General features: G+C 69.8%; 26 protein-coding genes. 11 read left to right on the forward strand and 15 right to left on the reverse strand.

Annotation, left to right across the window (positions count from 1 at the left end; genetic code table 11):
* Positions 1-37: 37 nt before the first annotated feature.
* The 4 genes from IE302_RS13440 to IE302_RS13455 are packed head-to-tail and all read right to left on the reverse strand — an operon-like array spanning position 38 to position 4,435.
* On the reverse strand, positions 38-535 hold the full coding sequence (locus IE302_RS13440) for a GNAT family N-acetyltransferase (RefSeq protein ID WP_191254860.1): 498 nt from the start codon (positions 533-535) through the stop codon (positions 38-40).
* Complete coding sequence (ligA, locus tag IE302_RS13445) at positions 528-2,660, reverse strand: NAD-dependent DNA ligase LigA (protein ID WP_191254861.1); 2,133 nt, start codon at positions 2,658-2,660, stop codon at positions 528-530. Before ligA ends, IE302_RS13440 begins: the two co-directional genes overlap by 8 nt.
* Positions 2,661-2,670: 10 nt before the next feature.
* Positions 2,671-3,375, reverse strand: a complete 705-nt coding sequence (locus IE302_RS13450) for a hypothetical protein (protein ID WP_191254862.1) — start codon at positions 3,373-3,375, stop codon at positions 2,671-2,673.
* 22 nt (positions 3,376-3,397) lie between these two features.
* Entirely contained in the window at positions 3,398-4,435 is a 1,038-nt protein-coding gene (locus tag IE302_RS13455) for a methionine synthase (protein WP_191254863.1), read from the reverse strand.
* Between the two features lie 120 nt (positions 4,436-4,555).
* Between IE302_RS13455 and IE302_RS13460 the strand changes: the two genes are divergently transcribed.
* The 3 genes from IE302_RS13460 to IE302_RS13470 all read left to right on the forward strand — a co-directional run bounded on the left by IE302_RS13460 (position 4,556) and on the right by IE302_RS13470 (position 7,027).
* The gene (locus IE302_RS13460; protein WP_191254864.1) at positions 4,556-5,365 is read left to right on the forward strand and encodes an LURP-one-related family protein; all 810 of its coding nucleotides are present in this window, start codon (positions 4,556-4,558) and stop codon (positions 5,363-5,365) included.
* A 184-nt stretch (positions 5,366-5,549) separates the two neighbouring features.
* Positions 5,550-6,584, forward strand: coding sequence for an MBL fold metallo-hydrolase (locus tag IE302_RS13465; RefSeq protein WP_191254865.1), 1,035 nt, complete (start codon positions 5,550-5,552; stop codon positions 6,582-6,584).
* Entirely contained in the window at positions 6,581-7,027 is a 447-nt protein-coding gene (locus IE302_RS13470) for a GNAT family N-acetyltransferase (RefSeq protein ID WP_191254866.1), read from the forward strand. Before IE302_RS13465 ends, IE302_RS13470 begins: the two co-directional genes overlap by 4 nt.
* Positions 7,028-7,104: 77 nt before the next feature.
* Here the strand turns inward: IE302_RS13470 and mnmA are convergent, their stop codons facing one another.
* Genes mnmA through IE302_RS13490 form a run of 4 tightly spaced genes read right to left on the reverse strand, consistent with a single transcriptional unit; the run spans position 7,105 to position 12,128 of the window.
* Positions 7,105-8,196 (reverse strand): tRNA 2-thiouridine(34) synthase MnmA, encoded by a 1,092-nt coding sequence (gene mnmA, locus IE302_RS13475; RefSeq protein ID WP_191254867.1) that lies wholly within the window; start codon positions 8,194-8,196, stop codon positions 7,105-7,107.
* Between the two features lie 5 nt (positions 8,197-8,201).
* Positions 8,202-9,398, reverse strand: coding sequence for a cysteine desulfurase family protein (locus tag IE302_RS13480; RefSeq protein WP_191254868.1), 1,197 nt, complete (start codon positions 9,396-9,398; stop codon positions 8,202-8,204).
* A 48-nt stretch (positions 9,399-9,446) separates the two neighbouring features.
* Positions 9,447-10,841, reverse strand: a complete 1,395-nt coding sequence (locus tag IE302_RS13485; protein ID WP_268246751.1) for an MFS transporter — start codon at positions 10,839-10,841, stop codon at positions 9,447-9,449.
* A gap of 18 nt (positions 10,842-10,859) precedes the next feature.
* Positions 10,860-12,128: a helix-turn-helix transcriptional regulator gene (locus tag IE302_RS13490; RefSeq protein ID WP_191254870.1), complete on the reverse strand. Its 1,269-nt coding sequence runs from the start codon at positions 12,126-12,128 to the stop codon at positions 10,860-10,862.
* Between the two features lie 135 nt (positions 12,129-12,263).
* On the opposite strand from IE302_RS13490, the gene IE302_RS13495 reads away from it, so the two are divergent.
* A complete protein-coding gene (locus IE302_RS13495) occupies positions 12,264-13,154 on the forward strand; it encodes an NADP-dependent oxidoreductase (RefSeq protein WP_191254871.1) in 891 nt (296 codons plus the stop codon).
* 87 nt (positions 13,155-13,241) lie between these two features.
* Here IE302_RS13495 and IE302_RS13500 read toward each other — a convergent pair whose 3' ends face one another.
* The 4 genes from IE302_RS13500 to IE302_RS13515 all read right to left on the reverse strand — a co-directional run bounded on the left by IE302_RS13500 (position 13,242) and on the right by IE302_RS13515 (position 16,850).
* Complete coding sequence (locus IE302_RS13500; RefSeq protein ID WP_191254872.1) at positions 13,242-14,123, reverse strand: lysophospholipid acyltransferase family protein; 882 nt, start codon at positions 14,121-14,123, stop codon at positions 13,242-13,244.
* Positions 14,120-14,902, reverse strand: coding sequence for a GNAT family N-acetyltransferase (locus IE302_RS13505; RefSeq protein WP_191254873.1), 783 nt, complete (start codon positions 14,900-14,902; stop codon positions 14,120-14,122). The genes IE302_RS13500 and IE302_RS13505 overlap by 4 nt, the downstream gene beginning before the upstream one ends.
* A 176-nt stretch (positions 14,903-15,078) precedes the next feature.
* On the reverse strand, positions 15,079-16,038 hold the full coding sequence (locus IE302_RS13510) for an electron transfer flavoprotein subunit alpha/FixB family protein (RefSeq protein ID WP_191254874.1): 960 nt from the start codon (positions 16,036-16,038) through the stop codon (positions 15,079-15,081).
* A gap of 26 nt (positions 16,039-16,064) precedes the next feature.
* Entirely contained in the window at positions 16,065-16,850 is a 786-nt protein-coding gene (locus IE302_RS13515) for an electron transfer flavoprotein subunit beta/FixA family protein (protein WP_005161964.1), read from the reverse strand.
* 243 nt (positions 16,851-17,093) lie between these two features.
* Here IE302_RS13515 and IE302_RS13520 point away from each other — a divergent pair, with 243 nt between their 5' ends.
* Positions 17,094-17,945: a DegV family protein gene (locus IE302_RS13520; protein WP_191254875.1), complete on the forward strand. Its 852-nt coding sequence runs from the start codon at positions 17,094-17,096 to the stop codon at positions 17,943-17,945.
* Here IE302_RS13520 and IE302_RS13525 read toward each other — a convergent pair.
* Complete coding sequence (locus IE302_RS13525) at positions 17,926-18,348, reverse strand: hypothetical protein (protein ID WP_191254876.1); 423 nt, start codon at positions 18,346-18,348, stop codon at positions 17,926-17,928. The two genes, IE302_RS13520 and IE302_RS13525, sit on opposite strands and share 20 nt — an antisense overlap.
* A 135-nt stretch (positions 18,349-18,483) precedes the next feature.
* Here IE302_RS13525 and IE302_RS13530 point away from each other — a divergent pair, with 135 nt between their 5' ends.
* The 5 genes from IE302_RS13530 to IE302_RS13550 all read left to right on the forward strand — a co-directional run bounded on the left by IE302_RS13530 (position 18,484) and on the right by IE302_RS13550 (position 22,883).
* A complete protein-coding gene (locus IE302_RS13530) occupies positions 18,484-19,257 on the forward strand; it encodes a class I SAM-dependent methyltransferase (RefSeq protein WP_191254877.1) in 774 nt (257 codons plus the stop codon).
* Complete coding sequence (locus IE302_RS13535) at positions 19,254-20,765, forward strand: 1,4-alpha-glucan branching protein domain-containing protein (protein WP_191254878.1); 1,512 nt, start codon at positions 19,254-19,256, stop codon at positions 20,763-20,765. The genes IE302_RS13530 and IE302_RS13535 overlap by 4 nt, the downstream gene beginning before the upstream one ends.
* 13 nt (positions 20,766-20,778) lie before the next feature.
* The gene (locus IE302_RS13540) at positions 20,779-21,267 is read left to right on the forward strand and encodes a glutathione peroxidase (protein ID WP_191254879.1); all 489 of its coding nucleotides are present in this window, start codon (positions 20,779-20,781) and stop codon (positions 21,265-21,267) included.
* A gap of 315 nt (positions 21,268-21,582) precedes the next feature.
* Positions 21,583-22,647 carry a chymotrypsin family serine protease gene (locus IE302_RS13545; protein ID WP_191254880.1) on the forward strand — a complete coding sequence of 355 codons (1,065 nt, stop codon included), beginning with the start codon at positions 21,583-21,585 and terminating at the stop codon, positions 22,645-22,647.
* Positions 22,647-22,883 (forward strand): hypothetical protein, encoded by a 237-nt coding sequence (locus IE302_RS13550; RefSeq protein WP_191254881.1) that lies wholly within the window; start codon positions 22,647-22,649, stop codon positions 22,881-22,883. Before IE302_RS13545 ends, IE302_RS13550 begins: the two co-directional genes overlap by 1 nt.
* On the opposite strand, the gene IE302_RS13555 is transcribed toward IE302_RS13550, so the two are convergent.
* Positions 22,871-24,637: a glycoside hydrolase family 2 protein gene (locus IE302_RS13555; RefSeq protein WP_191254882.1), complete on the reverse strand. Its 1,767-nt coding sequence runs from the start codon at positions 24,635-24,637 to the stop codon at positions 22,871-22,873. The genes IE302_RS13550 and IE302_RS13555 overlap by 13 nt on opposite strands.
* 107 nt (positions 24,638-24,744) lie before the next feature.
* Between IE302_RS13555 and IE302_RS13560 the strand changes: the two genes are divergently transcribed.
* Complete coding sequence (locus IE302_RS13560; RefSeq protein ID WP_191254883.1) at positions 24,745-25,998, forward strand: glycosyltransferase family 4 protein; 1,254 nt, start codon at positions 24,745-24,747, stop codon at positions 25,996-25,998.
* 131 nt (positions 25,999-26,129) lie between these two features.
* Here IE302_RS13560 and IE302_RS43080 read toward each other — a convergent pair whose 3' ends face one another.
* Positions 26,130-26,261: a hypothetical protein gene (locus tag IE302_RS43080; protein WP_268246752.1), complete on the reverse strand. Its 132-nt coding sequence runs from the start codon at positions 26,259-26,261 to the stop codon at positions 26,130-26,132.
* Positions 26,262-26,368 lie beyond the last annotated feature (107 nt).

Here is a 26,368-nt window from a genome sequence, read left to right on the forward strand (position 1 = left end):
TATGAAAGGCCCCTTCATTGCACGGGCGGGAGAGGGTTCAGGTGAGCTCCAAGCGGTAGGCGATCAGCGTCACATCCGGATGAGGCTCCCAGTCCCGCTCGGGCAGCCGTACGAAGCCGAGCCGCTCGTACAGCCGGTGCGCCCGCGTCATGGTGACCAGGCTGCACAGCACCACCCGGTCCGCGCCGAGTTCCCGCGCCCGCGCGATGACCGCCCTGGTCAGCGCCTCGCCGATGCCGCGGCCGGTCGCCGCAGGAACGACGCCGAGCATCCGGAACTCCAGTTCGCCTTCGCGTGACAGCTCGGCGAACGGCGTCCCCGGCCGCGCGATGGTGACCGTGCCGACCAGGGTGCCGTCGCCGTCCACCGCGACGAGGAGTTCGGCCTCTTCCGCCCGCTTGGCGGCGTCGAGGAGTTCGGTGGCGTAACCCACGCCGTCGACGAGGGTCCGGTCCGCGGAGTACGCGGCCAGGGTCAGCTCCCCGACCGCCTTCAGTTCCTCGGTCCGGACGGGCCGGATCTCCAGGTCACTCACCGCTCTCCTCCTCTGTCGGCAGCGCCAGTTCCGCGGCGGCCTCGGGGCCGCTTTCCAGCAGCACCCGGAAGCCGTTCTCGTCGAGCACCGGCACGTTCAGCTGGACGGCCTTGTCGTACTTCGTGCCCGGCGCGTCGCCGACGACGACGAACGCCGTCTTCTTCGACACCGAACCGGCCGCCTTCCCGCCGCGGGCCATGATGAATTCCTTGGCCTCGTCGCGGGAGTAGTCGTTCAGCGAGCCGGTGACGACGATCGACAGGCCTTCGAGGTTGCGCGGGACGGACTCGTCGCGTTCCTCTTCCATCCGGACACCCGCCGCGCGCCACTTCTCGACGATCTCGCGGTGCCAGTCGACCTCGAACCATTCCTTCGCGGCCCGCACGATGGTCGGGCCGACCCCGTCGACGGCGGCGAGTTCCTCTTCGGAGGCGTTCTCGATCCGTTCCAGCGAACCGAATTCCCGCGCGAGCGCCTGCGCCGCCGTCGGGCCGACGTGCCGGATCGACAGGCCGACGAGCACCCTCCACAGTGGACGATCCTTGACGGTTTCGAGGTTCTCCAGCAGTTTCCGCCCGTTGGCCGACAGCTCCCCGGCCTTGGTGCGGAACAGCTCGACTTCGAGCAGCTTCTCCTCGTCCAGGTCGAAGATGTCGCCTTCGTCGTGCACGACACCGGCGTCCAGCAGCGCCACCGCGGCCTCGTACCCGACGACCTCGATGTCGAACACGTTCCGGCTCGCCAGGTGGAACAGCCGCTCCCGGCGCTGCGCCGGGCAGAACTGCGCGTTCGGGCAACGGATGTCGATGTCGCCCTCCTTCTGGTACGCCAGTTCGGTGTCGCAGTTGGGGCAGCGCAACGGCATGACGAACTCGCGCTCTTCACCGGTGCGCGCGTCGGCGACCGGGCCGAGCACCTCGGGGATGACATCGCCCGCCTTGCGGATGACGACCTTGTCCCCGATCAGCACACCCTTGCGTTTGACCTCTTCCTGGTTGTGCAGGGTCGCCATCGCGACCGTGGACCCGGCCACCTTCACCGGCTCCATCACCGCGAACGGCGTGACCCGCCCGGTGCGGCCGACGTTGACCTGGATGTCCAGCAGCGTGGTGATGGCCTCTTCCGGCGGGTACTTGTAGGCGATCGCCCAGCGCGGCGCGCGTGAGGTCGTGCCGAGACGGCGCTGCAGGGCGACCTCGTCGACCTTGATGACGACGCCGTCGATCTCGTGCTCGGCGTCGTGCCGGTGCTCGCCCCAGTACCGGATGTGCTCCAGCAGTTCCCCGCCCGAACCCAGCACCTTGCTGTGCGGCGAGACCGGCAGGCCCCACGCGGCGAGCGCGTCGTACGCCTCGGACTGGCGCTTCGGCTCGAAGCCCTCGCGTTTGCCGAGCCCGTGGCAGATCAGCCGCAGGTTGCGAGACTTCGTGATCTTGGGATCCTTCTGCCGCAACGATCCGGCGGCGGTGTTGCGCGGGTTCGCGTACGGGTCCTTGCCCGCCTCGACCATCTTCGCGTTGAGCGCCAGGAAGTCCTCGACGCGGAAGAACACCTCGCCGCGGACCTCGACCAGCGCGGGCACCGGGAACTCGTCCGTCCCGGTCAGCCTGTCCGGCACCTGCTCCAGCGTGCGGACGTTGAGCGTGACGTCCTCGCCGGTGCGGCCGTCGCCCCTGGTCAGCGCGCGGGTCAGGCGGCCGTTCTCGTACAGCAGGTTGATCGCGAGCCCGTCGATCTTCAGCTCGGCGAGGTACTTCGTCGCGCCGATCTCCTTCTGGACCCGCTCGACCCAGGTCTCGAACTCTCCCGAGTCGAAGACGTTGTCCAGGCTGAGCATGCGCTCCAGGTGGTCGTGCGCGACGAACTCGGTCGAGAACGTGCCGCCGACGTTCTGCGTCGGCGACTCCGGGGTCACCAGCCCGGGGTGCTCGTCCTCGATGGCCTGGAGTTCGTTGAGCAGCTCGTCGAACTGGCCGTCGGACACGATCGGTGAATCCAGCACGTAGTACCGGAACTGGTGCCCGCGGATCTCCTCCGCCAGCTCGGCATGCCTTTCACGGACGGCGGCGGGCACGTCGGTGACGTCCTGCGCGGACTCGAGGTTTTCGGGAAGTTCGCTGCTCACGGGGGTAACCCTAGTCGGGGGTACCGACATTTCCGGACGTCGGCGAGCCGAGTCGGCCGACCACTTCGCGCAGTTCCAGAAGCGTCAATCGCCCGTCCTGCGGCTCGGTCACCAGCTCGACCTTGCCCAGCCTTTCGGCCGCGACCCGCTCACCCAGCGTGGCGTCCAGCGGCAGGAAGGTCATGGTCGTCCGGGTCTCCGGGCGGAGTTCCCCGATCAGCGGATGGAACACGGTGACGTCCACCCGTCCGGCCGCTTCGTCCACCTTCGCGGTCACCCGGACGTCCGCGAGCGCGATGCTGGTCTCGCCGAGGTTGACGGTGACCTCACTCGGATCGGGGACCGGCGGCACCGAGTCGTGGTACTCCCAGATGGCGTCCTCCTCGGGCGCCGCGGCCTTCCAGGCGTCGGTGTACGGGCGGATCTCCGGATCCTCCTGACCGGTCAGCACCAGCGAGTAGATCGCGCGGTGCCCACGATCGAGGGAAAAGTGCAGCCGGGGGTGCAGCGCCTCGACGAGGGTGCAGAGGTCGTGTTCCACACGGTGCGGTTCGCGGTCGCCGAGCGCGGCGCTGACCTCCGGCAGGAGCGCGAACCACGCCTCCCAGAACTTCACCGCCGCGGCGGCCGCGTCCTCGGGGACGGGCTGCTCCGGCCAGGCGGTGCGGGGGTCGGGAACGTCCTCGGACTTGCGGGAACGGCGGAACAGACGCATGAGGGGCACGCTACCTCGCCGGTCACCAGCCTTCAGGCGGTTCGGTGAAAGCCTTGCCGGACTCCCGGCTGAGCGTGAGCGCGCGGCGCATCCACTCGGGGGTGGCGCCCGCGAGACCGCACGCCGGCGTCGGCACGACACGTTCGGCGAGGATCTCGCGGCGGAAGCCGAGCCGGTCGACGAGTTTGAACGCGGGCGTGACCACGTCACGCAGTTCCACCGGCACGCCGGGATCGGTCGTGGGGACGAGTCCGAGCATCAGCGTCGTGCCGGAGTCCAGCGTCTCGCCGATTTCATCGAGCAGCGCGGGCGAAGCGCCCTTCAACAGGGTGAAGTCGAAGGCGATCGCTTTCGCCCCGGCCGCGCGCAGCAACGAGATCGGCGGCTTCGCGGCGCAGCAGTGCACCGCGACCGGTTGTCCGGTGATGCGTTCCGCCCCTTCGATCACCCGCGACAGCAGTTCGCGGGCCTCGGGCGCGGGCACGGCGGGGATCGTGCCGTAGCCCGACGCCGTCGGGAGATCGCCGTCGAGGACCGCGGGCAGCCCCGGCTCGTCGAACTGGAGCATCACGGGCGCGCCGATCCTCGACTTCAGCTCCGCGACGTGCGCGGCCAGACCGTCCAGCAGCGACTCGGAGAAATCGCGCAGCGCGCCCCGGTCGGTGAGGATCCGGTGCCCGCGCGGGAGTTCGACGTTCGCGGCGAGCGTCCACGGTCCCGCGACCTGCGCCTTGAACACCGGCGGCGCGGCGCCCGCCTTCTCGCGCGCCTCCTGGACGGCGTCGAGGTCCCAGCTCATCAGGTCGAGGGCGCGGCGGTGGTCGTGCCCGGGCCGGGCGGTGACCCGGTAGCCGCTCGGCACCACTTCGACGGCGAGGTCGACCAGCAGCGCCGCCGTCCGGCCGATCATGTCGGCGCCGACACCGCGCGCGGGAAGTTCGGGCAGACAGGGGAATTCGGGCAATTCACCGAACACGATCGAAGCGGCCTCGACCGGGTCGGTGCCGGGCAGGGAACCGATCGCGGTCGCCGCGCCTAGAGGCCAAGGTCGTTCGTTCACACCCGGATTCTCCCCTTGGTCCGAGTGCGCGGGGCGGCGGGGCACGCGACGACACGGACATTCGCCGCAATTGCCGTCGGCAAGCCCGTGACGGCACCGAGCGCATTACGCTGACCTGCCATGACGAGCTCTCCACAGCCCGCCGGCTGGTATCCCGACCAGCAGAACTCCCGGATGTACCGGTGGTGGGACGGACAGGCCTGGACGGCCGACACGCGGCCCTCCCACGACGCCGAGATGATCGAGCTGGACATCGAAGGCGCGCACGACCCGGACAAGATCCGGGCGCAGGTGGCGAAGGGGACCCAAGGCCGGGGCGGCGGGGCCACCGGCGGCGGGACCCTGTTCTCCGAACCCGTGCTGGTGGTCAACCAGCGCGCGAAGCTCATCGAGATGTCGAACGAGTTCGGGGTGTTCGACCAGAACGGCAACCGGCTCGGCGGTGTCGTCCAGGTCGGGCAGAGCACGTTCAAGAAGGCCATCCGGCTGCTCACGAACTACGACCAGTTCCTGACCCACCGCTTCGAAATCCGCGACGCGAACCACAGCACGGTGCTGAAGGTGACGCGGCCGGCGAAGGTGTTCAAATCCCGCTTCCTGGTGACGAAGGCCGACGATTCCCCGATCGGGGAGATCGTGCAGGAGAACGTCTTCGGCAAGATCCGGCTGGGTTTCCTGGTCGACGGGCAGAAGGTCGGCGGGATCTTCGCGGAGAACTGGCGCGCGTGGAACTTCGTGATCAAGGACCACGCCGACGTCGAGATCGCGCGGATCACCAAGACCTGGGGCGGTTTCGTGAAGGCCGCGTTCACCACCGCGGACAACTACGTCGTCGAGATCCACCGGCCGCTGCGGGATCCGCTGGCGTCGATGGTGGTCGCCTCGGCGCTGACCATCGACACCGCACTGAAGCAGGACGACAAGGGCTGAGCGCCACGCGTTTCGTCCTCTGAACGCGGTCCTTGCGCGCGCAACTACCGCATCCAGAGGACGAAACGCGGGCGGGTCGAGTGACCGGGGTCTCACCCCGCTCAAGTGGACACTCGGCTTCCGGCGGCACAAAGTGGAAGACCTTGGGGCGGCACAGTGGAGTGCGTCCGGGACGGAGGTCACCATGGAGCCGTTGCCCGAAGACGGCGAACGGGACTGGGCCGAGCCAGGCGTCTACACGGTTTCGCCGGGGGTCCACCGGATCCCGCTGCCCTTGCCGCACGACGCGTTGCGCGCGGTCAACGTCTACGTCGTCACCGACGGCACCCGGCTGGTCCTCGTCGACTCGGGCTGGGCGCTGGAATCCGCACGCGAACGGCTTTCGCGCGGGCTGAAGGCGCTCGGCGCCGACCTCGGCGACATCGACGAGTTCCTGATCACCCACGTCCATCGCGATCACTACACGATGGCCGTGGAACTGCGCCGCGAGTTCGGCGGCAAGGTCGGGCTCGGGAAGCTGGAAGAGCCGTCGCTGACGCGATCCGGCGATCCGGACCGCTTCCCGATGGAGGCGCAGGTCGACCTGCTGAAGCGCTGCGGCGCGGGCCCCGTCGTCGACGTGCTGGCCAAGGCTTTCGGCGGGGTCCGGCACACCGAGGCGCATCTGTGGGAACAGCCCGACGAGTGGCTCGCCCCCGGCAAGCGCGCGATCGTGCCCGGACGCGAATTCGACGTCGTGCACACGCCGGGCCACACGGCCGGGCACGTCGTCTTCGTCGACGACGAAGCGGGACTGGTGTTCTCCGGCGACCACGTGCTGCCGCACATCACGCCGTCCATCGGATTCCAGCCGGTGCCCGCGGACCTCCCGCTGAGCGACTATCTCGACTCCCTGCGCCTCGTGCGCGAGATGCCGGACCGGCGCATGCTGCCCGCGCACGGCCGCGTCACCGACAGCGTCCACGCCCGCGTGGACGAACTGCTGGAGCACCACCGTGATCGCCTGGAGGTCATGGGCGCCAAGATCACCCCGGACGTCACGACGGCGTACGAGGTCGCGCTCCGGCTGGGCTGGACGCGCCGTAAGCGCGAGCTCGGCGAGATGGACCCGTTCAACCAGATGCTCGCCGTCCTCGAGACCGGTTCGCATCTGGATCTGCTGGTGGCCCAGGGGAAACTGACTGCGACCGAGACCGACGGGGTGCGCTGCTACCGATGATCACCATCCGCCGTGCCCGGTGTGAGGACGTCGCGGCGATCGTCGGCATGCTCGCCGACGACCAGATCGGCAGCACCCGTGATTCCACCGGCGACCTCACGCCGTATCTCAAGGCCTTCGAGGAGATCGACGCCGATCCGGCGCAGTTGCTGATCGTCGCCGACGACGCCGGGGAGGCCGTCGGCACGCTCCAGCTGTCGATCATTCCCGGTCTGGCCAGGAAAGGCGCGCTGCGCGGGCAGATCGAGGCCGTCCGGGTGCGCGCGAGCCACCGCGGTTCCGGCCTCGGCGGCGAGCTGATGACGTGGGCCATCGAGGAGTCCCGGCGGCGGGGCTGCGCGCTGGTTCAGCTGACATCGGACGTGAAACGCGAGGACGCGCACCGGTTCTACGAACGCCTCGGTTTCGAGGCCACGCACACCGGCTTCAAGCTGAAGTTCTAGCGGGTCCCCGCATTTCGTCCTCTGGATGCGGTAGTTGCACGCGCAAGGACCGCATTCAGAGGACGAAATGCGAGAGGTCAGCGGGTCCCGGAGATCTTCGCGCTGCCGAGCACCAGATCGCCTTCGGCCGCGTCGGTGCGGTACAGCACGACGACCTGCCCCGGAGCGACGCCGCGCAGCGGCTCCCGCAGCTGAATGGTGACCGAGTCGCCGGAGACTTCTGCGACGGCCTCGACGATCCCGCCGTGCGCGCGTACCTGGACGACGCATTCGGTCGGACCGTCCAGCGGCCGTTCGCTCGGCCAGATCGGGCGGTTCGCCTCGATCACGTTCACGCCGAGGTCCCGCGCGGAGCCGACCTTCACGGTGCCCGAAACCGGCTCCAGCGAAAGCACGTAGCGCGGCCGCCCGTCCGGCGCCGGCGCCTCGATGCCGAGTCCCTTGCGCTGCCCGACGGTGAAGCCGTGCACGCCGGTGTGCTCGCCGAGCACGGCGCCGGTCTCGGCGTCGACGAGCTGCCCGGGACGCTGACCGAGCCGCTTCTCCAGGAAGCTCTTCGTGTCCCCGTCCGGGATGAAGCAGATATCGTGGCTGTCCGGCTTCTTCGCCACCGACAGGCCTCGGCTCTCGGCCTCGGCGCGCACGTCGGTCTTCCACGAATCACCCAGCGGGAACAGCGAATGCCGCAGCTGCTCCGGGGTCAGCGAAGCCAGCACGTAGGACTGGTCCTTGCCCGAGTCGACGCTGCGCCGCAGCTCCGGCACACCGTCCACAAGGGATAGACGGGCGTAGTGCCCGGTGGCGACGGCGTCGAAGCCGAGCGCCATCGCCTTGTCCAGCAACGCCTCGAACTTGATCTTCTCGTTGCAGGTGACGCACGGGTTCGGCGTCCGGCCGGCGGCGTACTCGCCGACGAAGGTCTCGATGACCTCTTCGGTGAAGCGCTCGGCGAAGTCCCAGATGTAGAAAGGGATGCCGAGGATGTCGGCGGCGCGGCGCGCGTCGCCCGAATCCTCGATCGTGCAGCAGCCGCGGGATCCCGTGCGCAGCGTGCCGGGCTTCGCCGACAGCGCCAGGTGCACGCCGACGACCTCGTGCCCGGCGTCCACGGCGCGCGCGGCGGCCACCGCCGAGTCCACTCCCCCGCTCATCGCGGCCAGTACGCGCATCTTCCTCACACCTCTTGCTTCTGCGTCTGCTTGCGCATTCCGGCGAGTCCCGCCTGCCTCGCCCTGTCGACGACGCCCGCGATCTCCCTCGAAACCGCTTCAACGTCCTCCGGCGCCGAGGTATGCCCGAACGAGAACCGCAGCGACCCGCGCGCGGCCGCCGGATCGGCACCCATGGCCAGCAGCACGTGGCTCGGCTGCGCGACACCCGCCGTGCACGCCGATCCAGTGGAACATTCGATGCCCTTGGCGTCCAAGAGCATCAACAGGCTGTCACCCGCGCAACCGGGGAAGGTGAAATGGGCGTGCGACGGCAGGCGCTCGCCCTCGCCGCCGTTGAGCACCACGTCCGGCACCTCGCGCCGGACCGCTTCGATCAGGTCGTCCCGCAGTTCGGCGACGCGTTTGGCGTACTCCTCGCGGCCTTCGACCGTGGCCTTCACCGCGGTCGCGAACGCGATCACCGCGGGAACGTCGAGGGTGCCCGAGCGCACGCTGCGCTCTTGGCCGCCGCCGTGCAGCACCGGCACGCACGCGGTGTCGCGCCCGAGCAGCAGCGCGCCGACGCCGTACGGGCCGCCCAGTTTGTGCGCGGTCAGGGTCAGCGCGGCTGCGCCGCTCTCGGCGAAGTCGACCGGAACAGCGCCGACGGCCTGGACCGCGTCGGTGTGCAGCGGGATCTCGTGTCCGGCGCAGACGGCGGCCAGTTCGGCGATCGGGTTGACCGTGCCGACCTCGTTGTTCGCCCACATCACGGTGGCCAGCGCGACCGTCTCGGGCTCCTCGCCGATGGCCTCGCGCAGCGACTCCGGGGACACCCGGCCCGCCTGGTCGGCCTCGACCCAGACGATCTCGGCGCCCGCGTGCTGCTCCAGCCACTCGACCGATTCGAGGACGGCGTGGTGCTCGACGGTGCTGCACAGCACCCGGCGGCGTTTCGGGTCCTCGCCGTGGCGGGCCCAGAAGATGCCCTTGACCGCGAGGTTGTCGCTCTCCGTGCCACCGGCGGTGAAGATCACCTCGGACGGCCGGGCGCCCAGCGCCTCCGCGATCACCTCACGGGCCTCTTCGACCCGGCGGCGGGCCCGGCGGCCCGAGGAATGCAGCGCGGAGGCGTTGCCCACTGTGGACAGCGCCTCGGACATCGCCGCTACGGCTTCGGGCAACATCGGGGTGGTCGCCGCGTGGTCGAGATAGGTCATCGCCTTACCAGGGTAGACCGCTCCGGGGCGTGACCAAGCCCACCCTGGTCAGCGGGTGGCCCCGCTCATAGCCGAAGGCCACCGGCCGGTGAGCCGCACCCCGAGCAGCGCGATGCCGGTCAGCAGCACCGAAAGCACCAAGATCGCCACCGTCGGCTCCTTCGCCGACGCCAGCGAAGCGAGCAGAACCCCGCCCAAACCGATGGTCAGGGCCGATCCGACCCAGTCGCCGAGCTGGAGCGCCGAGGTGTTGAACCCGCGTTCGGCCTCCGGCGAGTAGCGGAGCAGCAGCACCGAGATCGCGGGCATCGCGATGCCCATCCCGGAGCCGCCGATCGCCGACGCCACGAACGCCATCCAGGCGGGGAACGAGGGCAGCGGGACGAAGACGAAGATCGCCAGACCGGCCGCGACCAGCGCGAATCCGGTCCGCAGGGAAGCCTCGCGCGACCAGTCGAGCATGCGGCCCTGCAGCATCGACCCCGCCGACCAGCCCAGCGCGGTCACCGTCAGCGGCAGTCCGGCCAGCGCGGGGCTGTACCCGTGGACCTCGGTCATCGTGAGCGGCAGGTACGCCTCCATCCCGGCGTACGCGCCCGCGATCAGCCCGCGCGAAGCGATCACTGTCGGCAACCCCGGCCGCGACGTCAGTGTCCCGGCGGGCAGGAGTTTGCGGAGCGCGTACGCCAGGGCCGCCAGTCCGGCACCGCCGTAGGCCAGCGCGGCGAGCGACGGGTGCTGCGCCGCCCAGGTGAGCGCGGCGACACCGAGGGCGGCGACCACCGCGGGCACGACCCCGGCGCGGCGCGCGGACTCGCCGGGCACGTGCCGGGGCAGTTTCCGGGTGACGACGACCAGCAGTCCGACGCCGATGGCGGTCAGCGGGATCAGCCCGAGGAACACCCAGCGCCAGCCGACGCTCACGGTCACCACGCCCGCGATCGACGGCCCGATCACCGCAGGCAGCACCCACGCGGCGGCGTTGGCGGCGTAGATCACCGGGCGTTCGCGGTCACTGAAGGTGAGCGCGATCAGCAGCGACACCGAGACCAGCAGGAGCCCGGAACCGAAACCCTGCAGCGCCCTGCCGAGCAGGAGCACCGGCATGTCGTGCGCGAGCCCCGCCACCAGCAGCCCGACCGCGAACAACGCGGTCCCGGCGAGCAGCGCGGGCGCCGGGCCCTTGCGATCACCCAGCCGCCCGGACAGGACGGTCGCGACGACGCTCGCGACCAGGAAGGTGGTGAAGGGCCAGGCGTACAGGGCGAGGCCGTCGAGATCGGCGACCATCGTCGGCATCGCGGTCGCGACACCCATGCTCTCGAACGCGATGAGCGTGACCATGAGCAGCAGCCCGACGGTGGTCACACGGTGTTCCGGCGTCCAAAGGACACCCTTCGGCTTCGCCTTGTCCCCAGTGATCGTCATACGACGAGCCTGCAACCTCCAGTTCGGTGGAGGTCAAGCACTGACGGGCGCCAGCCGCAGCTCCCGCGCCAGCACCGCGGCCTCGCCGCGTGAGGTGACTTCCAGCTTTCCCAGGATCTTCCGCACGTGGAATTTCACCGTGTGCTCGGTCAGCTGGAGCTCTTCGGCGATCTGCCGGTTCCGCTTGCCGAGCGCGATCCCGGCGAGGACTTCGAGTTCACGCGAGTTCAGCCTGTCCAGCGGGCGCAGCTCCGGGGTCTCCGCGACCCCCAGCGGCAGGATCGCGGTGATCGTGGCGCCCCAGCCGGGGACGGCGTCGACCTCCCAGCGGCCGTCGAGCGGGGTGATCCGCTCGGTGAGACCGGGGGAAGGCACGGCGCGGGCGACGTCCGGGCCGTCGTCGCGCACGGTGATCCGGAGACCTCCGCCGTCGATCAGCCAGGAAGCGCGGACGCGGGAGCTGCCACGTTCCAGCGCGGCGAGCACGAGGCCCCGGGTGACCGTGCGCGCGGTGTGCGCGATGTCCTGCGGGAGTGGCCGGTCGTCGTCGGGCCCGGCGAGGTCGACGGTCATGTCGTTGTGGCGCACCAAGGGATCCAGCTGCGCGGCGAGGGTGTCGAACGCCGCCGACGCCGGTTCCGCCGAGAGCTCCTGATCACGATCGGCGACCGAGCGCAGTTCGACGAGCGCGGCCGCGGCGAGGTCGGTCGCCGTCTGGCGGGCGGCGGCGTCGCCGAGCTGACGGGACCGCAACACGGCGAGCAGGGACGCCAGCGTGGTCGCGTGGGTCTGCCCCAGATCGGTGATCGTCTGCGCCCGCGCGGTCGCGGCCGCCAGGTTGCTCGCGATGATCTCGGGTTCGGGATCCGTGGCACGCTGGGCGGCGCTGACGCTGACGATGCCCCACAACTTGGCGGCGATCTCGAGCGCGTTGTCCGCGGGCGCGTCCTCGGTGGGGACGAGCGCGATCATGGCGCCCTTGCCGATCACCGGCGCCGACGTCAGGACGACGAGTTTCCGCCGCTTCCCGCCGAGCGTCTCCTCGGTCACCACCGCCTGCCCCGGGACGCCGAGCGCGGCGAGCCGCTGCAGCTCCGCGCTCGTGACCGCGGCGGTGATCACGGGATCGCCGTGGACCTTGATCGGGATCCGGGAACAGTCACCGGTCTCCATGGCGGCGGCCCGGTGCGGCAGGACGGCCGCGGCCGCGGCGGAGAAACGCGGCAGGAGTTCGGCGCGCGTGGCGGCGAGCATGTGCTCGACCTGGCTCAGCACGTACAGCGGATCCGTCCACTCGTCCATGACTCCACAGTAGGCGCGTCCATCGTGGGCGACGCTGCTCGCCCGGCTAGTGAACACTGCTCGTCCGAGTGGTTCGGGCGGGGTGCGGGCGGCGCTTGACTGATCGCAGCGAAGACAACCGAAACAGGAGTGAACATGCGAGCGATCACCATCACCCAGTACGGCGACACCGACGTCCTGCGGTCCGCCGAGGCGCCGGTGCCGGAGCCCGGCCCGGGTCAGGTGCGGGTCGCGGTCAAGGCCGCCGGCGTCAACCCGATCGACTGGAAGATCCGGTCCGGTGCCATGGTGGAGGTCTACCCGGTCGAGTTCCCACACATCCTCGGCCACGAATTCGCGGGCGTGGTGGACGCCGTGGGCGAGGGCGCCGGATTCGCCGTCGGGGACGAGGTCTTCGGCTGGGCCGACACCGGGTCCTACGCGGAGTACGCGCTGGCGAGCAAGCTCACCCGCAAACCCGCCGGGCTTTCGTGGGCAGAAGCCGCCGCGCTGCCCGTCGCCGGTGAGACGGCGTTGCGCGTGCTGGGCGAACTGGAGATCAAGCCGGGCGAAACGCTCGTGCTCCACGGGGCGAGCGGCCAGGTCGGCCGGGTCGCGACGCAGGCCGCGGTCGCACTGGGCGCCACGGTCATCGGGCTGGCGGGCGCTTCGTCGCTGGACGAGGTGAAGGAACTCGGCGCGGTTCCGGTGCAGTACGGCGACGGCTGGGTTTCGCGGGTCCGCTCGGCCGCGCCGGACGGCGTCGACGCGGTGTTCGACGCGGCGGGCTTCGGCGTCCTGGCCGACTCCGTCGACCTGCTCGGGTCACCCGACCGGCTGATCACCATCGCCGACCCGGCCGCGTACGCGCAGGGACTGAAGTTCTCGGCGGGCGGGGAGCAGACCGCCGCGGTGCTGGAGGATCTCGTCTCGCGTGGGCTGAAGCTCAAGCTGGGGACCGCTTACGCGCTGGCTGATGCCGCGGAGGCGCACCGGGAAAGCGCGACGGGGCACGCGGGCGGGAAGATCACGCTGACGCTGTCTTGATGCCGAGGTGTGTCAACCCCCAGCTGCAATGAAGGGGCCTTTCATAGCAAATTTTGCTATGAAAGGCCCCTTCATTGCACGCGTGGGTTACTGAGTGGGCACTTTCACGACGGGGGCAGGAGCGAAGGCGCGCCGCCGCCGCTGTGCCGGGATCTGCACCCGTCCCAGCGCCGCCTGCACCGCGGATTCCGCCAGCGCGGCCAGTTCCCGCCGGTCCGAAGCGCGGCCCGGCGCGATCTCCGGGCACACGTGCACCTCCAGCACCAGACCGCGCAGAGCCGCCACCCGCCGCAGCGAGGCGATGAGCGACTCCGGCCCGATGAACGCCGGCTGTGTCGTCTCCCGCCCGTCGGCGAGCCGGAAGCGCAGCGCGAGCGGCCGCACCGGGACACCGCCGTCGATCGCGGCCTGGAAGGTCGCCGGGCGGAACCGGCCCGAGCCCAGGCCGCACCACGTGGTGCCTTCCGGGGTGACGCTGACGAGTGATCCGCCGCGCATCGCGTCGGCGAGTTCGTCCATGGTCGCGGGCAGGCTCCGCAGGTTCTCCCGGTCGAGGAAGATGCTGCCGCCGCGGCGGACCAGCAGGCCGAGCACCGGCCAGGTGCCGACCTCCTTCTTGGCGAGCGCCCGCATCGGCTGGACGGCGTTGACCGCGATGATGTCCAGCCACGAGATGTGGTTGTTCACCACGAGCGCGCCGCGGCCCGGCACGGCGCGGAACCGTTCGTCACCGAGGACGCGCAGCCGTACCCCGAACGAGCGAAGGATCCCGGCGAACAGCAGGCGCACCAACCGTTCCCGGGGCATGCCGCGCAGCACGAGCACCAGCGGCGCGGCGAGGAAGGCGCCGAAGATGACGCCGATCGCCGCGGTGAACCGCAGGACACGCCGCGGGAACGCCACGGTCGGCGCCCCTTCGGTCAGGCAGCCGTCGCCACACGGCGACTTCGGCATCCAGGAGTGGGTCATCCCTGCTCCCCCAGGAAGAACTTGAGATACCGCTCGTCGACGTTGTGCAGATCCAGCAGGACGAAGAAATCCGCGACGCCGAAATCCTCGTCCAGCGCGGGCGGGCCGTAGGTTTTCGCGCCCAGGCGCGTGTAGCCCTTGATGAGCGGCGGGAGGATCGCGCGGCCGGGCCGCTCGACGCCTTCGGTCCGCCACGGGCGCAACGGCTTCACCCGAAGGGATTCGTCCGCGTAATGCTTGGCGCGCAGGACATCCCAGACGCCTGCCGCGTAGACCCCGCCGTCGTTCAGCGGTACGGACGCGCAGCCCGCGAGGTACCGGTGACCGGCCAGCAGCATGTAGCGCCCGATCCCCGCCCAGACGAGGCTCACCACGGCGCCGCTGCGGTGGTCGGGATGCACGCACGAACGGCCCGTCTCGACCAGCGAAGGACGCAGTGAATCGAGCGCCGTGAGGTCGAATTCGCTGTCGGAGTACAGCTTTCCCGCTCGCGCGGCCCGATCGGGCGGCAGCATCCGGTACGTGCCCACGATCTCGCCGGTGTTGTCGTCGCGCACCACGAGGTGGTCGCAGAACTCGTCGAAGTAGTCGACGTCGAGGCCGGGTTCGAGCGAATTGAGCGTCGCTCCCATTTCCTCGGCGAAAACCTGATGACGGAGACGCTGCGCGGCTACGACTTCTTCATTCCCGTTGGCCACGAGGAGGGAGTAGCGCGGCGCGTCGGCCGGGAGTTCGACACCTGCCTGGTCAGTACTGACGAGGAGCTGTGACGTCGTCATAACCAAGGTCTACCCCTGGAGGGGTACCAACGACAATGCGCCCGATGGCCGATTAGTGCACGTTCAGTTAATTGCGGGTTCTCAGGCTTCTCTCAGGGTGGAAGATCACTTCCGGGTCACAGAAAAGGGGCCGCCAGGGAAATTGATCCCGGCGGCCCCTTCGCTGAATGCGAGACTCAGCCCTTGCGCTTCTGGACCTCTTCGGTCAGCTGCGGCGCGACGTTGAACAGGTCGCCCACCACACCGAAGTCGGCGATCTCGAAGATCGGCGCCTCGGCGTCCTTGTTGACCGCGATGATGGTCTTCGAGGTCTGCATGCCGGCCCGGTGCTGGATCGCGCCGGAGATGCCCAGCGCGATGTACAGCTGGGGCGAGACCGTCTTACCGGTCTGGCCGACCTGGAACTGCGCCGGGTAGTAGCCCGAGTCGACGGCGGCGCGGGAAGCACCGACGGCCGCGCCGAGCGAGTCGGCCAGCGTCTCGACGACGTCGAACTTCTCGGCCGAGCCGACACCGCGGCCACCGGAGACGACGACCGAGGCCTCGGTCAGCTCCGGACGGTCGCCACCGACGATCGGCTCGACACCGGTGACCTTGGCGGACTTCGCCGGGTCGCCGGCGGGGACCTCGACGGTCTCCTCGGCGGCGGCACCGTCGGCCTGGGTCGCCTCGACCGCGCCCGGGCGGACCGAGATGACCGGGACACCCTTGGTGGACTTGGACTTCACGGAGAACGCGCCACCGAAGATGGACTGGTCGACGCTGCCGTCGCCGTTCACGCCGACGGCGTCGTACAGCAGACCGGAGCCGAGGCGGACCGCGACCCGGGCGGACACCTCCTTGCCCTCGGCGCTGGCCGCGACGAGCACGGCGGCCGGGGAGGTCCGCTCCGCCAGCGCGGCGAGGACGTCCACCTTCGGGGTGACCAGGAAGCCGGTGGCGTTGTCGCCCTCGGCGACGTACACCTTGGCGGCGCCGTGCGCGGCGAGGGCTTCCTTCGCCTTGGCGGCGGTGCCGGTCGGGCCGACGACGACCGCGGACGGCTCACCCAGTTCCCGAGCGGCGGTCAGCAGCTCGAGCGTGACCTTCTTGACTTCACCGTCGACGTGGTCGACGAGGACGAGTACTTCAGCCATTTCCCTATTCCTCCTCGTAACCTGTCTCAGATGAGCTTCTGCGCGACCAGGTAGGCGGCCACCTTGCTGCCGCCGTCGCCCTCGTCCTCGACGCGCTCACCGGCGGTGCGCGGCGGCTTCGGGGAGGCTTCGAGCACGGACGACCAGGCGTTGCCGAGGCCGACCTCGCCGGCGTCGAGGCCCAGGTCCGCGACGGTCAGCGTCTCGACCGGCTTCTTCTTGGCGGCCATGATCCCCTTGAAGGAGGGGTAGCGCGGCTCGTTGATCTTCTCGCCGACGCTGACGACCGCGGGCAGGTTCGCCTCGAGGTGCGTGACGCCGTCCTCGGTGTAGCGGTCGGCCTTGATCGAGGTGCCCTCGACGGTCAGCTCGTTCACGTGGGTCAGCTGCGGCAGGCCGAGCAGCTCGGCGATGATCGCCGGCACGGCGCCACCGCGGCCGTCGGAGGCCTCGTTGCCGGTGATGACCAGGTCGAAGCCTTCGACCTTCGAGATCGCGGCGGCCAGCACCTTGGCGGTGGCGATCGCGTCGGAACCGTGCAGGGCCTCGTCGGAGACGTGGATGGCCTTGTCGGCGCCCATGGACAGCGCCTTGCGGATCGCGTCGGTCGCGCGGTCGGGACCCACCGAGACGACGGTGACCTCGCCCTCGCCGGCTTCCTTGATCTTCAGGGCTTCTTCGACGGCCTTCTCGTTGATCTCGTCGAGCACGGCGTCGGCGGATTCGCGGTCAAGAGTGTTGTCGGCACCGGAGAGCTTCCGCTCCGAGTAGGTGTCCGGTACCTGCTTGACCAGGACAACGATGTTCGTCATGGGTCTACTTCGACCTCCCGTTAGTGGCCGGCGTCGGCCACGGGGCAACAGCTCTACTGGCCGGTAGATTAGGGCCATTTCAGTCCCGCGGCCCGCCGAGGTGACCTCATTCACCTGGATGCACGTTTTAGTGGGACCATCGTCCAGGTATTTCACCCGGAAGTGAGTGTAACCGCGCGACTAACCCGAACGGCCGTACTCGGGGGTACTCCCGGCAGAGGGGAAGGGTTAACCTGCCGCACCATGCGTTCCATGCCCGGCCCTGTCGCCGTGATCACGGACTCGACCGCCTGCCTTCCCGCCCCGGTCGCCGAACGCTGGGGAATCGGCGTCGTTCAGGTCCAACTGCAGGTCGGAGAGCAGTTCGACGAGGAGAACCGCTACGACCGCGAAGAGATCATCGACCATCTGCGCGCCGGGACGCCGGTGAGGACGGCGCCGCCCGAGGTCGCCGCGTTCTTCTGGGCTTTCCAGGACGCCGCGAGCAAGGGCGCCTCGGCGATCGTCAGCGTCCACATCTCGGGACGGATGTCGGAGACGGTGAACGCCGCCCGCGAGGCCGCCCAGCAGGTGAACATCCCCGTCCACGTCCTCGACAGCGGGACCACCGGGATGAGCCTCGGTTTCGCGGCGACGTCGGCGGCCAAGGTCGCCGCCGCCGGAGGGCAGGCCACGCGCGTCATCGACGCGGCCGAACGCCGCTTCCGCGGCAGCCGGGAGATCCTCTACGTCGACACGCTGGAGTTCCTGCGCCGCGGCGGCCGGATCGGCGCCGCGCAGGCGTTCCTCGGCTCCGCGTTCTCGATCAAACCCCTGCTGACCTTGAAGAACGGCGAGGTCGCCCCGCTGACCCGGGTGCCGGGCCAGCGGCGGGCCCTCACCAAACTCGTCGACCTCGCGGTGGACTGCGCGGGCGATCAGGACGTCGAGATCGCCATCACCCGGTTCGGCCCGGACGAACGCGATCTGGAGATCGGCGGGCGGCTGCGGGCGCGGCTGCCCAAAATGGTCGACAGCACCCTGGTCGACGCCAGCATGATCCTCGGTGCCCACCTCGGTCCCGGCGCCATCGGCATCACGGTGTCGCCGGTGTAGCCCGCTTCGACGGGATCAGCGCCACCACCAGCGGGAGCACCGCGCCCAGCGCCGTCGTCGCGACGATCAGCACCTGGTCCACCGGCTCGAAATGCGAGACGTGGCCCAGGTGGTAGAGGAAGTGCGGCAGCCCGAAGAGGAAGGTCGCGAGCGCCGCGAGCCTGGCCACGGCCGTCGTCCCGATCACGGCGGCGCCGATCAGGATCGCGGCGAGCGCCAGGTTGAGGCCGCCGAAGTCGCGGAGCAGGTGTTCGTTGAAGGGGCCGTCCATGGCGACCCAGCCGGTACGGAAGCCGGGGAAGTCCCGGTAGAAGCCGTCCGGGCTGAGCAGCGGCCACAGCCCGACGGGCAGTTCGACGAGGCCGAAGACGACGAGCAGTACGCGCGTGATTGTCCGTTGCATGTCTTCTGGACTGGACAGCGCCGCGAAACGTGACACGCGTTTCGTCCTCTGGATGCGGTAGTTGCGCGCGCAAGGACCGCATCCAGAGGACGAACTGCGACGGAGCGGGAAGTGACCGGCCGGTAGGGTCGCGGCGTGACCACCCCAGCCACCAGGGCCGAAGCGCTGCACCTCACCGGTGAGCGCACCGTGCCGGGCATCGCCGAGGAGAACTATTGGTTCCGCCGCCACGAAGCGGCGTACGCCCATCTCCTGCCGCTGTGCGAAGGCAAGACCGTCCTGGAGGCCGGCTGCGGCGAGGGTTACGGCGCCGGGCTCATCGCCACCGTCGCCGGGCGGGTGCTCGCGCTCGACTACGACGTCCCCACCACCGAGCACGTCGCCCGCCGCTACGCGAGCGTCGGCGTCGCCAGGGCGAACCTCGTGTTCCTGCCGCTGCGCGACGCCTCGGTCGACGTCGTCGCCAACTTCCAGGTGATCGAACACCTCTGGGACCAGGGCGCCTTCCTCGCCGAATGCCACCGCGTGCTCTCCCCCGGCGGCCGGCTGATCGTCACCACGCCCAACCGGCTGACCTTCACCCCGGACAGCGACACCCCGCTCAACCCGTTCCACACCAGGGAGCTCGCACCGTCCGAATTGGACGGACTGCTGCGTGACGCCGGGTTCGAGGTCGAGACCTTGCACGGCCTCCACCACGGCGAAGGGGTCGCGAAGCTCGACGCCAAGTACGGCGGTTCGATCATCGACGCCCAGCTCGACGTCGTCATGGGGCAGCTGCCCGGTCAGGCGACCTGGCCCGCGGAGCTGCTCGCCGACGTCGAAGGCATCCAGGCCGCGGATTTCGCCGTCCACGGTGAAGACCTCGACGCCAGTCTCGACCTGGTCGCCGTGGCGGTGCGCCCATGAGCGAGTACGAGGGCACGTTCTGCCTCGTCGTGCACAGCCACCTGCCGTGGCTGCCGCACCACGGGTCCTGGCCGGTCGGCGAGGAATGGCTTTACCAGGCCTGGGCGCACTCCTACCTGCCGATGGTCGACCTCCTGCGCCGCTTCGCCGATGAAGGTCGCGAGGACGTCCTCACCCTCGGCATGACACCGATCCTCGCCGCCCAGCTCGACGACCCGTACTGCATCGACGCCTTCCACGACTGGCTCGGACACTGGCAGCTGCGCTCATGGCACGCGTCCACGCTCTGGCGTGGCGACCCGCTGCTGCGCGACCTCGCCGCGAGCGAGTACCGGACGGCGGTCAAGGCGTCCGAAGAACTCGAAACCCGCTGGCGGCACGGTTTCTCGCCGATCCTTCGGTCCTTTGTGGACAACGGGACGATCGAGCTGCTCGGCGGCCCGCTGGCGCATCCGTTCCAGCCGCTGCTCGACCCGGCGGTCCGCGACTTCATGCTGCGCGGCGGCCTCGCCGACACCGCGTTGCGGATCGGGCGGCGCCCCGAAGGCATTTGGGCACCTGAATGCGGTTACGCGCCCGGAATGGAAACCGGGTACGCGGCAGCGGGGGTCCAGCGGTTCATGGTCGACGGGCCGTCGCTGCACGGCGACACCTCGGCGGCGCGGACCGTCGGCGATTCCGACGTCGTCTGCTTCGGCCGCGATCTCGAAGTCACGTACCGCGTCTGGTCGCCGAAGGCCGGATATCCCGGCCACGCCGCCTATCGCGATTTCCACACCTGGGCGCACGAGGTCGGCCTCAAGCCGTCGCGGGTGACCGGCAAGACCATCGAGCCACCGGACAAGGCGCCGTACGACCCGGCGATGGCGGCGGCCACGCTCGGGGGCCACGTCCAGGACTTCGTCGACACCGTCGTCTCCCGCCTGCGCTCGCTCAAGGCCGAGCACGGCCGCGAATCGCTCGTCGTCGCCGCGTACGACACGGAACTGTTCGGGCACTGGTGGCACGAGGGCCCGGCCTGGCTCGAAGGTGTCCTGCGCGCGCTGCCCGAGGCGGGTGTCCGCGTCACCACGCTCAAGGGCGCGCTCGAAGCGGGGCACCTCGGCGGGCGGGTCGATCTCCCGGCGTCGTCGTGGGGTTCGGGCAAGGACTGGCGGGTCTGGGACGGCGAACAGGTCGCCGACATGGTGCGGGACAACTCCGCGCTGCAGCACCGGATGCTCGACCTCGTCACCGGAATGGACACCACGACCCGTGACGCCGTCCGCGATCAGGCCGTCGCCGAGGCGATGCTGGCGCTTTCGAGCGACTGGGCGTTCATGGTCACCAAGGACTCCGCCGCCGACTACGCGCGGCGGCGGGCGAAGGCGCACACCGACCGGTTCGACACGCTCGCCGGACTGCTGCGCGACGGCGCGCACGAGCGGGCCCGGGAGACGGCGGCCGCGTTCCGGCGCGACGACGGGCCGTTCGGTCACGTCGACGCGCGTGATCTGCTGAAGAAATGACGAAAGGGGAACCATGGGGATCCACGACATCCCGCTGAAGACGCTGTCGGGCGAAGACACCACGCTCGGCGCGCTCGAAGGCAAGACGTTGCTGGTGGTGAACGTGGCGTCGAAGTGCGGCCTGACGCCGCAGTACACCGGACTGGAAAAGCTGCAGGAACGCTACGCGGGCAAGGGTTTCTCCGTCGTCGGGTTCCCGTGCAACCAGTTCGCGGGCCAGGAACCGGGCACCGCCGAGGAGATCCAGACCTTCTGCTCGACGACGTACGGGGTTTCGTTCCCGCTCTTCGAAAAGCTGGACGTCAACGGGGAGACGCGGCACCCGCTCTACGCCGAGCTCACCAAGGCCGCCGACGCGGAGGGCGCCGCGGGCGACGTGCAGTGGAACTTCGAGAAGTTCCTCGTCGCCCCGTCCGGTGAAGTGGTGGGCCGATTCCGGCCGCGCACCGAGCCCGAAGACGAGACGATCACCGAGGCGATCGACGCCGCGATCGGCGGCTGACACACGATTCGCCACGACACGGGCGGGTTGCCGGAGTGATCTCCGGTAACCCGCCCGTTTCCTTTTCCGGAAAACCGGTGACCAAAGTCCCTGGATGCCCCGGCCGCTCGCGCGATGGCCGGTGGATCAATCACAAAGCCTTGCCGCACAAGGGAATTCCTGCCATACACGGGTGAATCGGTGTACCCGATTGCACTATGGCGCGACCCCGCCACCCAGGGGAAGACTTTCGTCGGGGCTCTCCACAAACCACTGGGAAGACATTCGTCCGAGCCCGCACTTGTCAAAGCCGACAACCAGAAAAGTGTGGCCGACATGATCGAAAAGAACATGCTACCCAAGGAATTCCTCTCACTCGCCACCGTGCAGGCGGCCGAAGAGGACGCTCTTCTCGACAAGCAGAACGTCGTGGGTGTCGCGCTCGGCACGAAATGGTCGGGTGGAACGGACACCGGGGAAAAGGCGATCACGGTACTGGTCGACACGAAGCTGCCGAGCGAACTGCTCCGTGACGACGACCTGGTCCCGGCGGAACTGTCCGGTGTGCCCACCGACGTCCAGCAGGTCGGGGTGCTGCAAGCGGGCCGGACCATCTCGGCGCCGAAGACCAACGGTGCCTCCCCGTCGCTCGACGAGGCACCCGCGCCGTCACCGGCGGGCCGGGCCGAAACCTCCCGCGAGGCCGTCGATCCGTTGACCCTGGCCAGGCGTTTCCGCCCGGCGTTCGGCGGGCTGAGCGTCGGTCACTTCCAGATCACCGCCGGCACGTACGGCACGGCCGTCTACGACGCCACGTCGCTGCCCGGCATACCGCCGAGGTTCTACATCCTGAGCAACAACCACGTGCTGGCCAACACCAACGCCGCGGCGATCGGCGACCCGATCCTGCAGCCGGGCCCGTTCGACGGCGGCGTCATCCCCAGCGACATCATCGCCAGACTGAGCCGGTACGTGCCGATCAAGTTCATCACCCCCGGACAGCCGGTCCCGCTGAACTTCGTCGACGCGGCGGTCGCCGAAGGCCAGTTCCACGACCTCGACCGGCGGATCTTCTGGGTCGGCGACCTCCGGGGCGTCAACCCGGCGCCGACCGTCGGCCTGGCGGTGCAGAAGACCGGGCGGACGACCAACTGGACGACCGGGCGGATCACGAACATCAACGCCACCGTCGACGTCAACTACGGCGGCGGCCGGGTGGCCCGGTTCGCGAACCAGTTGCTCACCACCAACATGTCGGCCGGTGGCGACTCGGGCAGCGTCGTGGCGGAGCTGAACACCGACCAGGCCGTCGGCCTGCTTTTCGCCGGTTCTCCCGCGGTCACCGTGGTCAACCGGATCACGCTGGTCGAGGCCGCGCTCGGGATCAGGGTGTCCCCGTAGTGGCCGAAAACGGGTCCGATTCCGGCGCGGTCGACGCCGCGCTCGTCACGGCGTCGCGGTGGCTCGACGACGTCCCCGGAGTGGTCGGGGTCGGACAAGGCGAGGCCGAGGGGGCGCCCACCATCGACGTCTGGATGATCCCCGGTCACGACCCCGGGCAGCTGCCTTCTCAGCTGCTCGGGGTGCCCGTCCGGGTCCGTGATTCCGGCGGACCGGTGGAGGCTCAGCCGGACTGACCCGCCTCGATGACCGCGCGGTTGCGGGCGGCGACGGCGGGAAGATCCGCCTTCGTCACCCGACGGTCGTAGGTGAGCAGCCCGTTGACCTCGTTCTCGACGTCGGTGGTCTGGGTGAGGATCGCGCCGGAAAGCCCGGTTCCGGCGACGATCCGTTCGAGGTGCTCACTGACCTCGGCATAGCGCTTGGTCAGCTGTGCCGGGGTCGGTGTCATCTCGTAAGCCTGCGGTTCGCCCGGCCAGCGGTGTCCGTCGAGGACCAGGCCGAGGCCGCCGTACTCGCCGTCGACGATCACCCGATGGTCCGTCACCGCGGGCTTCCCCGGCCCGACATAGGTGTGGTCGTCGTAGACGTCGCCCGCGCCGGTGTCCGGCCGCGAGAAGCAGCAGTTCACCCCGCTGTTCGCGACGACGAGCCTGGTCGGGTCGAGGTCCTTCACCAGCTTCGCGATCCGCGCGGTGTCGAATTCGCCCCAGCCCTCGTTGAACGGCACCCAGCCGACGATCGAGGTCACCCCGCGCAGCTGCTCGATCATCTCGGTCAGTTCGGCTTCGAACCGCCCCTTCGCCTCGGGAACCGGGTCGGGCGCGGGCCCGGGCGGGCCGTCGAAGGAGACGGTCAGCGAGGGCATGTCCTGCCAGACGAGCAGGCCCAGCTTGTCCGCCCAGTGGTACCAGCGCTCCGGCTCGACCTTGACGTGTTTGCGGACGAAGTTGAAGCCGAACTCCTTGGTCTTCTCCAGATCGGACCGCAGCGCCTCGTCGGTGGGGGCGGTGTGGATCCCGTCCGGCCAGTACCCCTGGTCGAGCGGGCCGTGCAGGAAGGTGATCCGGTCGTTGAGCGCGATCCGCGGCCTGCCCGCGGTGTCGGTGACCGTCCCGATCGTACGGAGCCCGGTGTAGGACTCGACGACGTCGAGCACGGTGCCGCTCTCGTCCAGCAGGCGGACTTCGAGGTCGTAGAGGTAGGGATCGTCCGGCGTCCACAAGCGCGGCGAAGGCACCTCCGCGCGCAACGGCCGTCCCGCGTCCCCCGCGACGCGCGACACCTCCGGGCCGCCGGGCTCGCTGACGATCGCTTCCGCGTGAGCGCCACCTGTGACCTTCGGCACAACCGTCACCCCGGTGAGGTCCGGGGTCAGCAGGAGATCCGAGACGTGCGCGGGCGGCACCGGCTCCAGCCAGACGGTCTGCCAGATGCCCGACGCGGCGGTGTAGAAGATCCCCTTCGGAGCGTTCCGCTGCTTGCCGATGGGATGGATCGAAGCGTCGGTCCGGTCGATCGCCCGGACGGTCAGTTCCTGCGATCCCGACGGCCGCAGCACGTCGGTGATGTCCGCGCTGAAGGCCGTGTACCCGCCTTCGTGGACGGCGACCTCCTGGTTGTTGACCCAGACCGTCGCGGACTGGTCGACGGCGCCGAAATGGAGCAGCACCCGCTGTCCGTCCCAGTCGGACGGGACCTGGAAAACCTTGCGGTACCACAGGGTTTCGTCGCGCCTGCCGATACCGGAAAGCGCCGATTCCGGCGGGAACGGCACCAGGATCCGCTCGCCGTACCCGTTCCGGCCGGGCGATCCGTCCCCCGCGTACTCCCAGACGCCGTTGAGGTTCAGCCAGCGTTTCCGGACCAGCCGCGGACGCGGGTACTCCGGCAGCGCGTTGCCGGGCCCGACCTGCGCCGACCACGGGGTCGACAGGACCGGTTCGACGGGCTTGAAGGCCGGTTCGGCCGCGTTCACCGAGGACGTCATCGACCCGATGGTGGCAAAGATCGCCGCCCCTGTCGCCCTCGCCCGGCTTTCACCGATGGGTGATCGCCCCGTCCCGGTGACCACCGACTCACGAGTAACCTCCACCCATGCGCGTGCTGATGTTGTCGTGGGAGTACCCACCCGTGGTCGTCGGCGGACTCGCACGGCACGTCCACGCCCTGGCCAGGCACCTCGCCCGGCAAGGGCACGACGTGGTCGTCCTGTGCCGTCACACGGCGGGCACCGACGCCGAGACCCATCCGAGGACCGATCGCGTGGTCGAGGGCGTGCGGATCATCCGGGTCGCCGAGGATCCGCTGCACGTGACCTTCGAACGGGACCTCGTCGCGTGGACGCTGGCCATGGGGCACGCGATGGTCCGCGCCGCGACCGATCTGCTGCGCGGATGGCAGCCGGACGTCGTGCACGCGCACGACTGGCTGGTCACCCACCCCGCGATCGCGATCGCCGAGGCCGCGCGGGTCCCGCTGGTCGGCACGATCCACGCCACCGAGGCCGGACGGCACTCCGGCTGGCTCTCGCATCCGCTGAACCAGCAGGTTCACTCGGTCGAATGGTGGCTCGCGAACCGCTCGGACGCGCTGATCACCTGTTCGCAGGCCATGCGCCGCGAGGTGGCGCATCTGTTCGAGGTCGACGGCGACGCGGTCACCGTGATCCACAACGGCATCGAGGAACGCACCTGGCAGGTGCCCGCGGAAGAGGTCGCGCACGCGCGCGAGGTCTACAGCCCCTCCGGCGCGCCGCTGCTGCTCTACTTCGGACGGCTGGAATGGGAGAAGGGCGTGCAGGACCTGCTCGCCGCGCTCCCCCGGATCCGCCGCGCCAAACCGGGGACCCGGCTGGTCGTCGCCGGCAAGGGCAGGCATCTGGAGGAACTGGTCGACCAGGCGCGCAAGCTGCGCGTCCGCCGCGCCGTGGACTTCGTCGGGCACCTGTCCGACCGGGAACTGCGCGCCATCCTGGCCGCCGCCGACGCCGTCGTGCTGCCCAGCCGCTACGAACCGTTCGGGATCGTCGCCCTGGAAGCGGCCGCGGCGAAGGCGCCGCTCGTGGCGTCCACCGCGGGCGGGCTCGGGGAGGTCGTCGTCGACGGCGAGACCGGCCTGGCCTTCAGCCCCGGCGACGTCGACGCGCTCGGGGACGCCGTCGAGGCGGTGCTGGACGACGAGGTCGCCGCGGCGCGGCGGGCGCTGACCGCGCAATCGCGCCTGGCCGCGGACTTCGACTGGGGCCGGATCGCGGAAGCGACGGTCGCGGTCTACCGGCGGGCCCGGATCGGGGAACCGGTGGAACTGGGGCGGCCGAAGATCGCGACGGGCAACGCCTTCGAGCCGTAAACCGCGTTCAGAGGACTAAACGCGCTGGGGCGGAGGGGGAACCCGGTACGTCGGGGGAACCGGATCCCCCCTCCACGCATGTCGCGGGTCGCGAGGGGCGCGACCCCCGGGGCTGCTCTAGGTGACGAAGATCAGAAGTGGCAGGGCCGGACGCAGTCCGGCTGGGCCGCGACCGTCGCCGAGGCGGACACGGCCGGTGCGGAGAGGACGACGGCGAGGATTGCGAAGGCTGTGGCCAGGACGGTCCTCAACTGCTTCTTCATGGTGGCTCCTCGGGGAAACAGGCGGAATTCCCACCCGGCGCCGAGCATCCGCGCGCCCCGTCGCCGAAACAACGGGGGTATCACTAGGTACCGCTACCTATTCGCGG

It is taken from the genome of Amycolatopsis oliviviridis, from assembly GCF_014654365.1.
Lineage (GTDB): Bacteria > Actinomycetota > Actinomycetes > Mycobacteriales > Pseudonocardiaceae > Amycolatopsis > Amycolatopsis oliviviridis.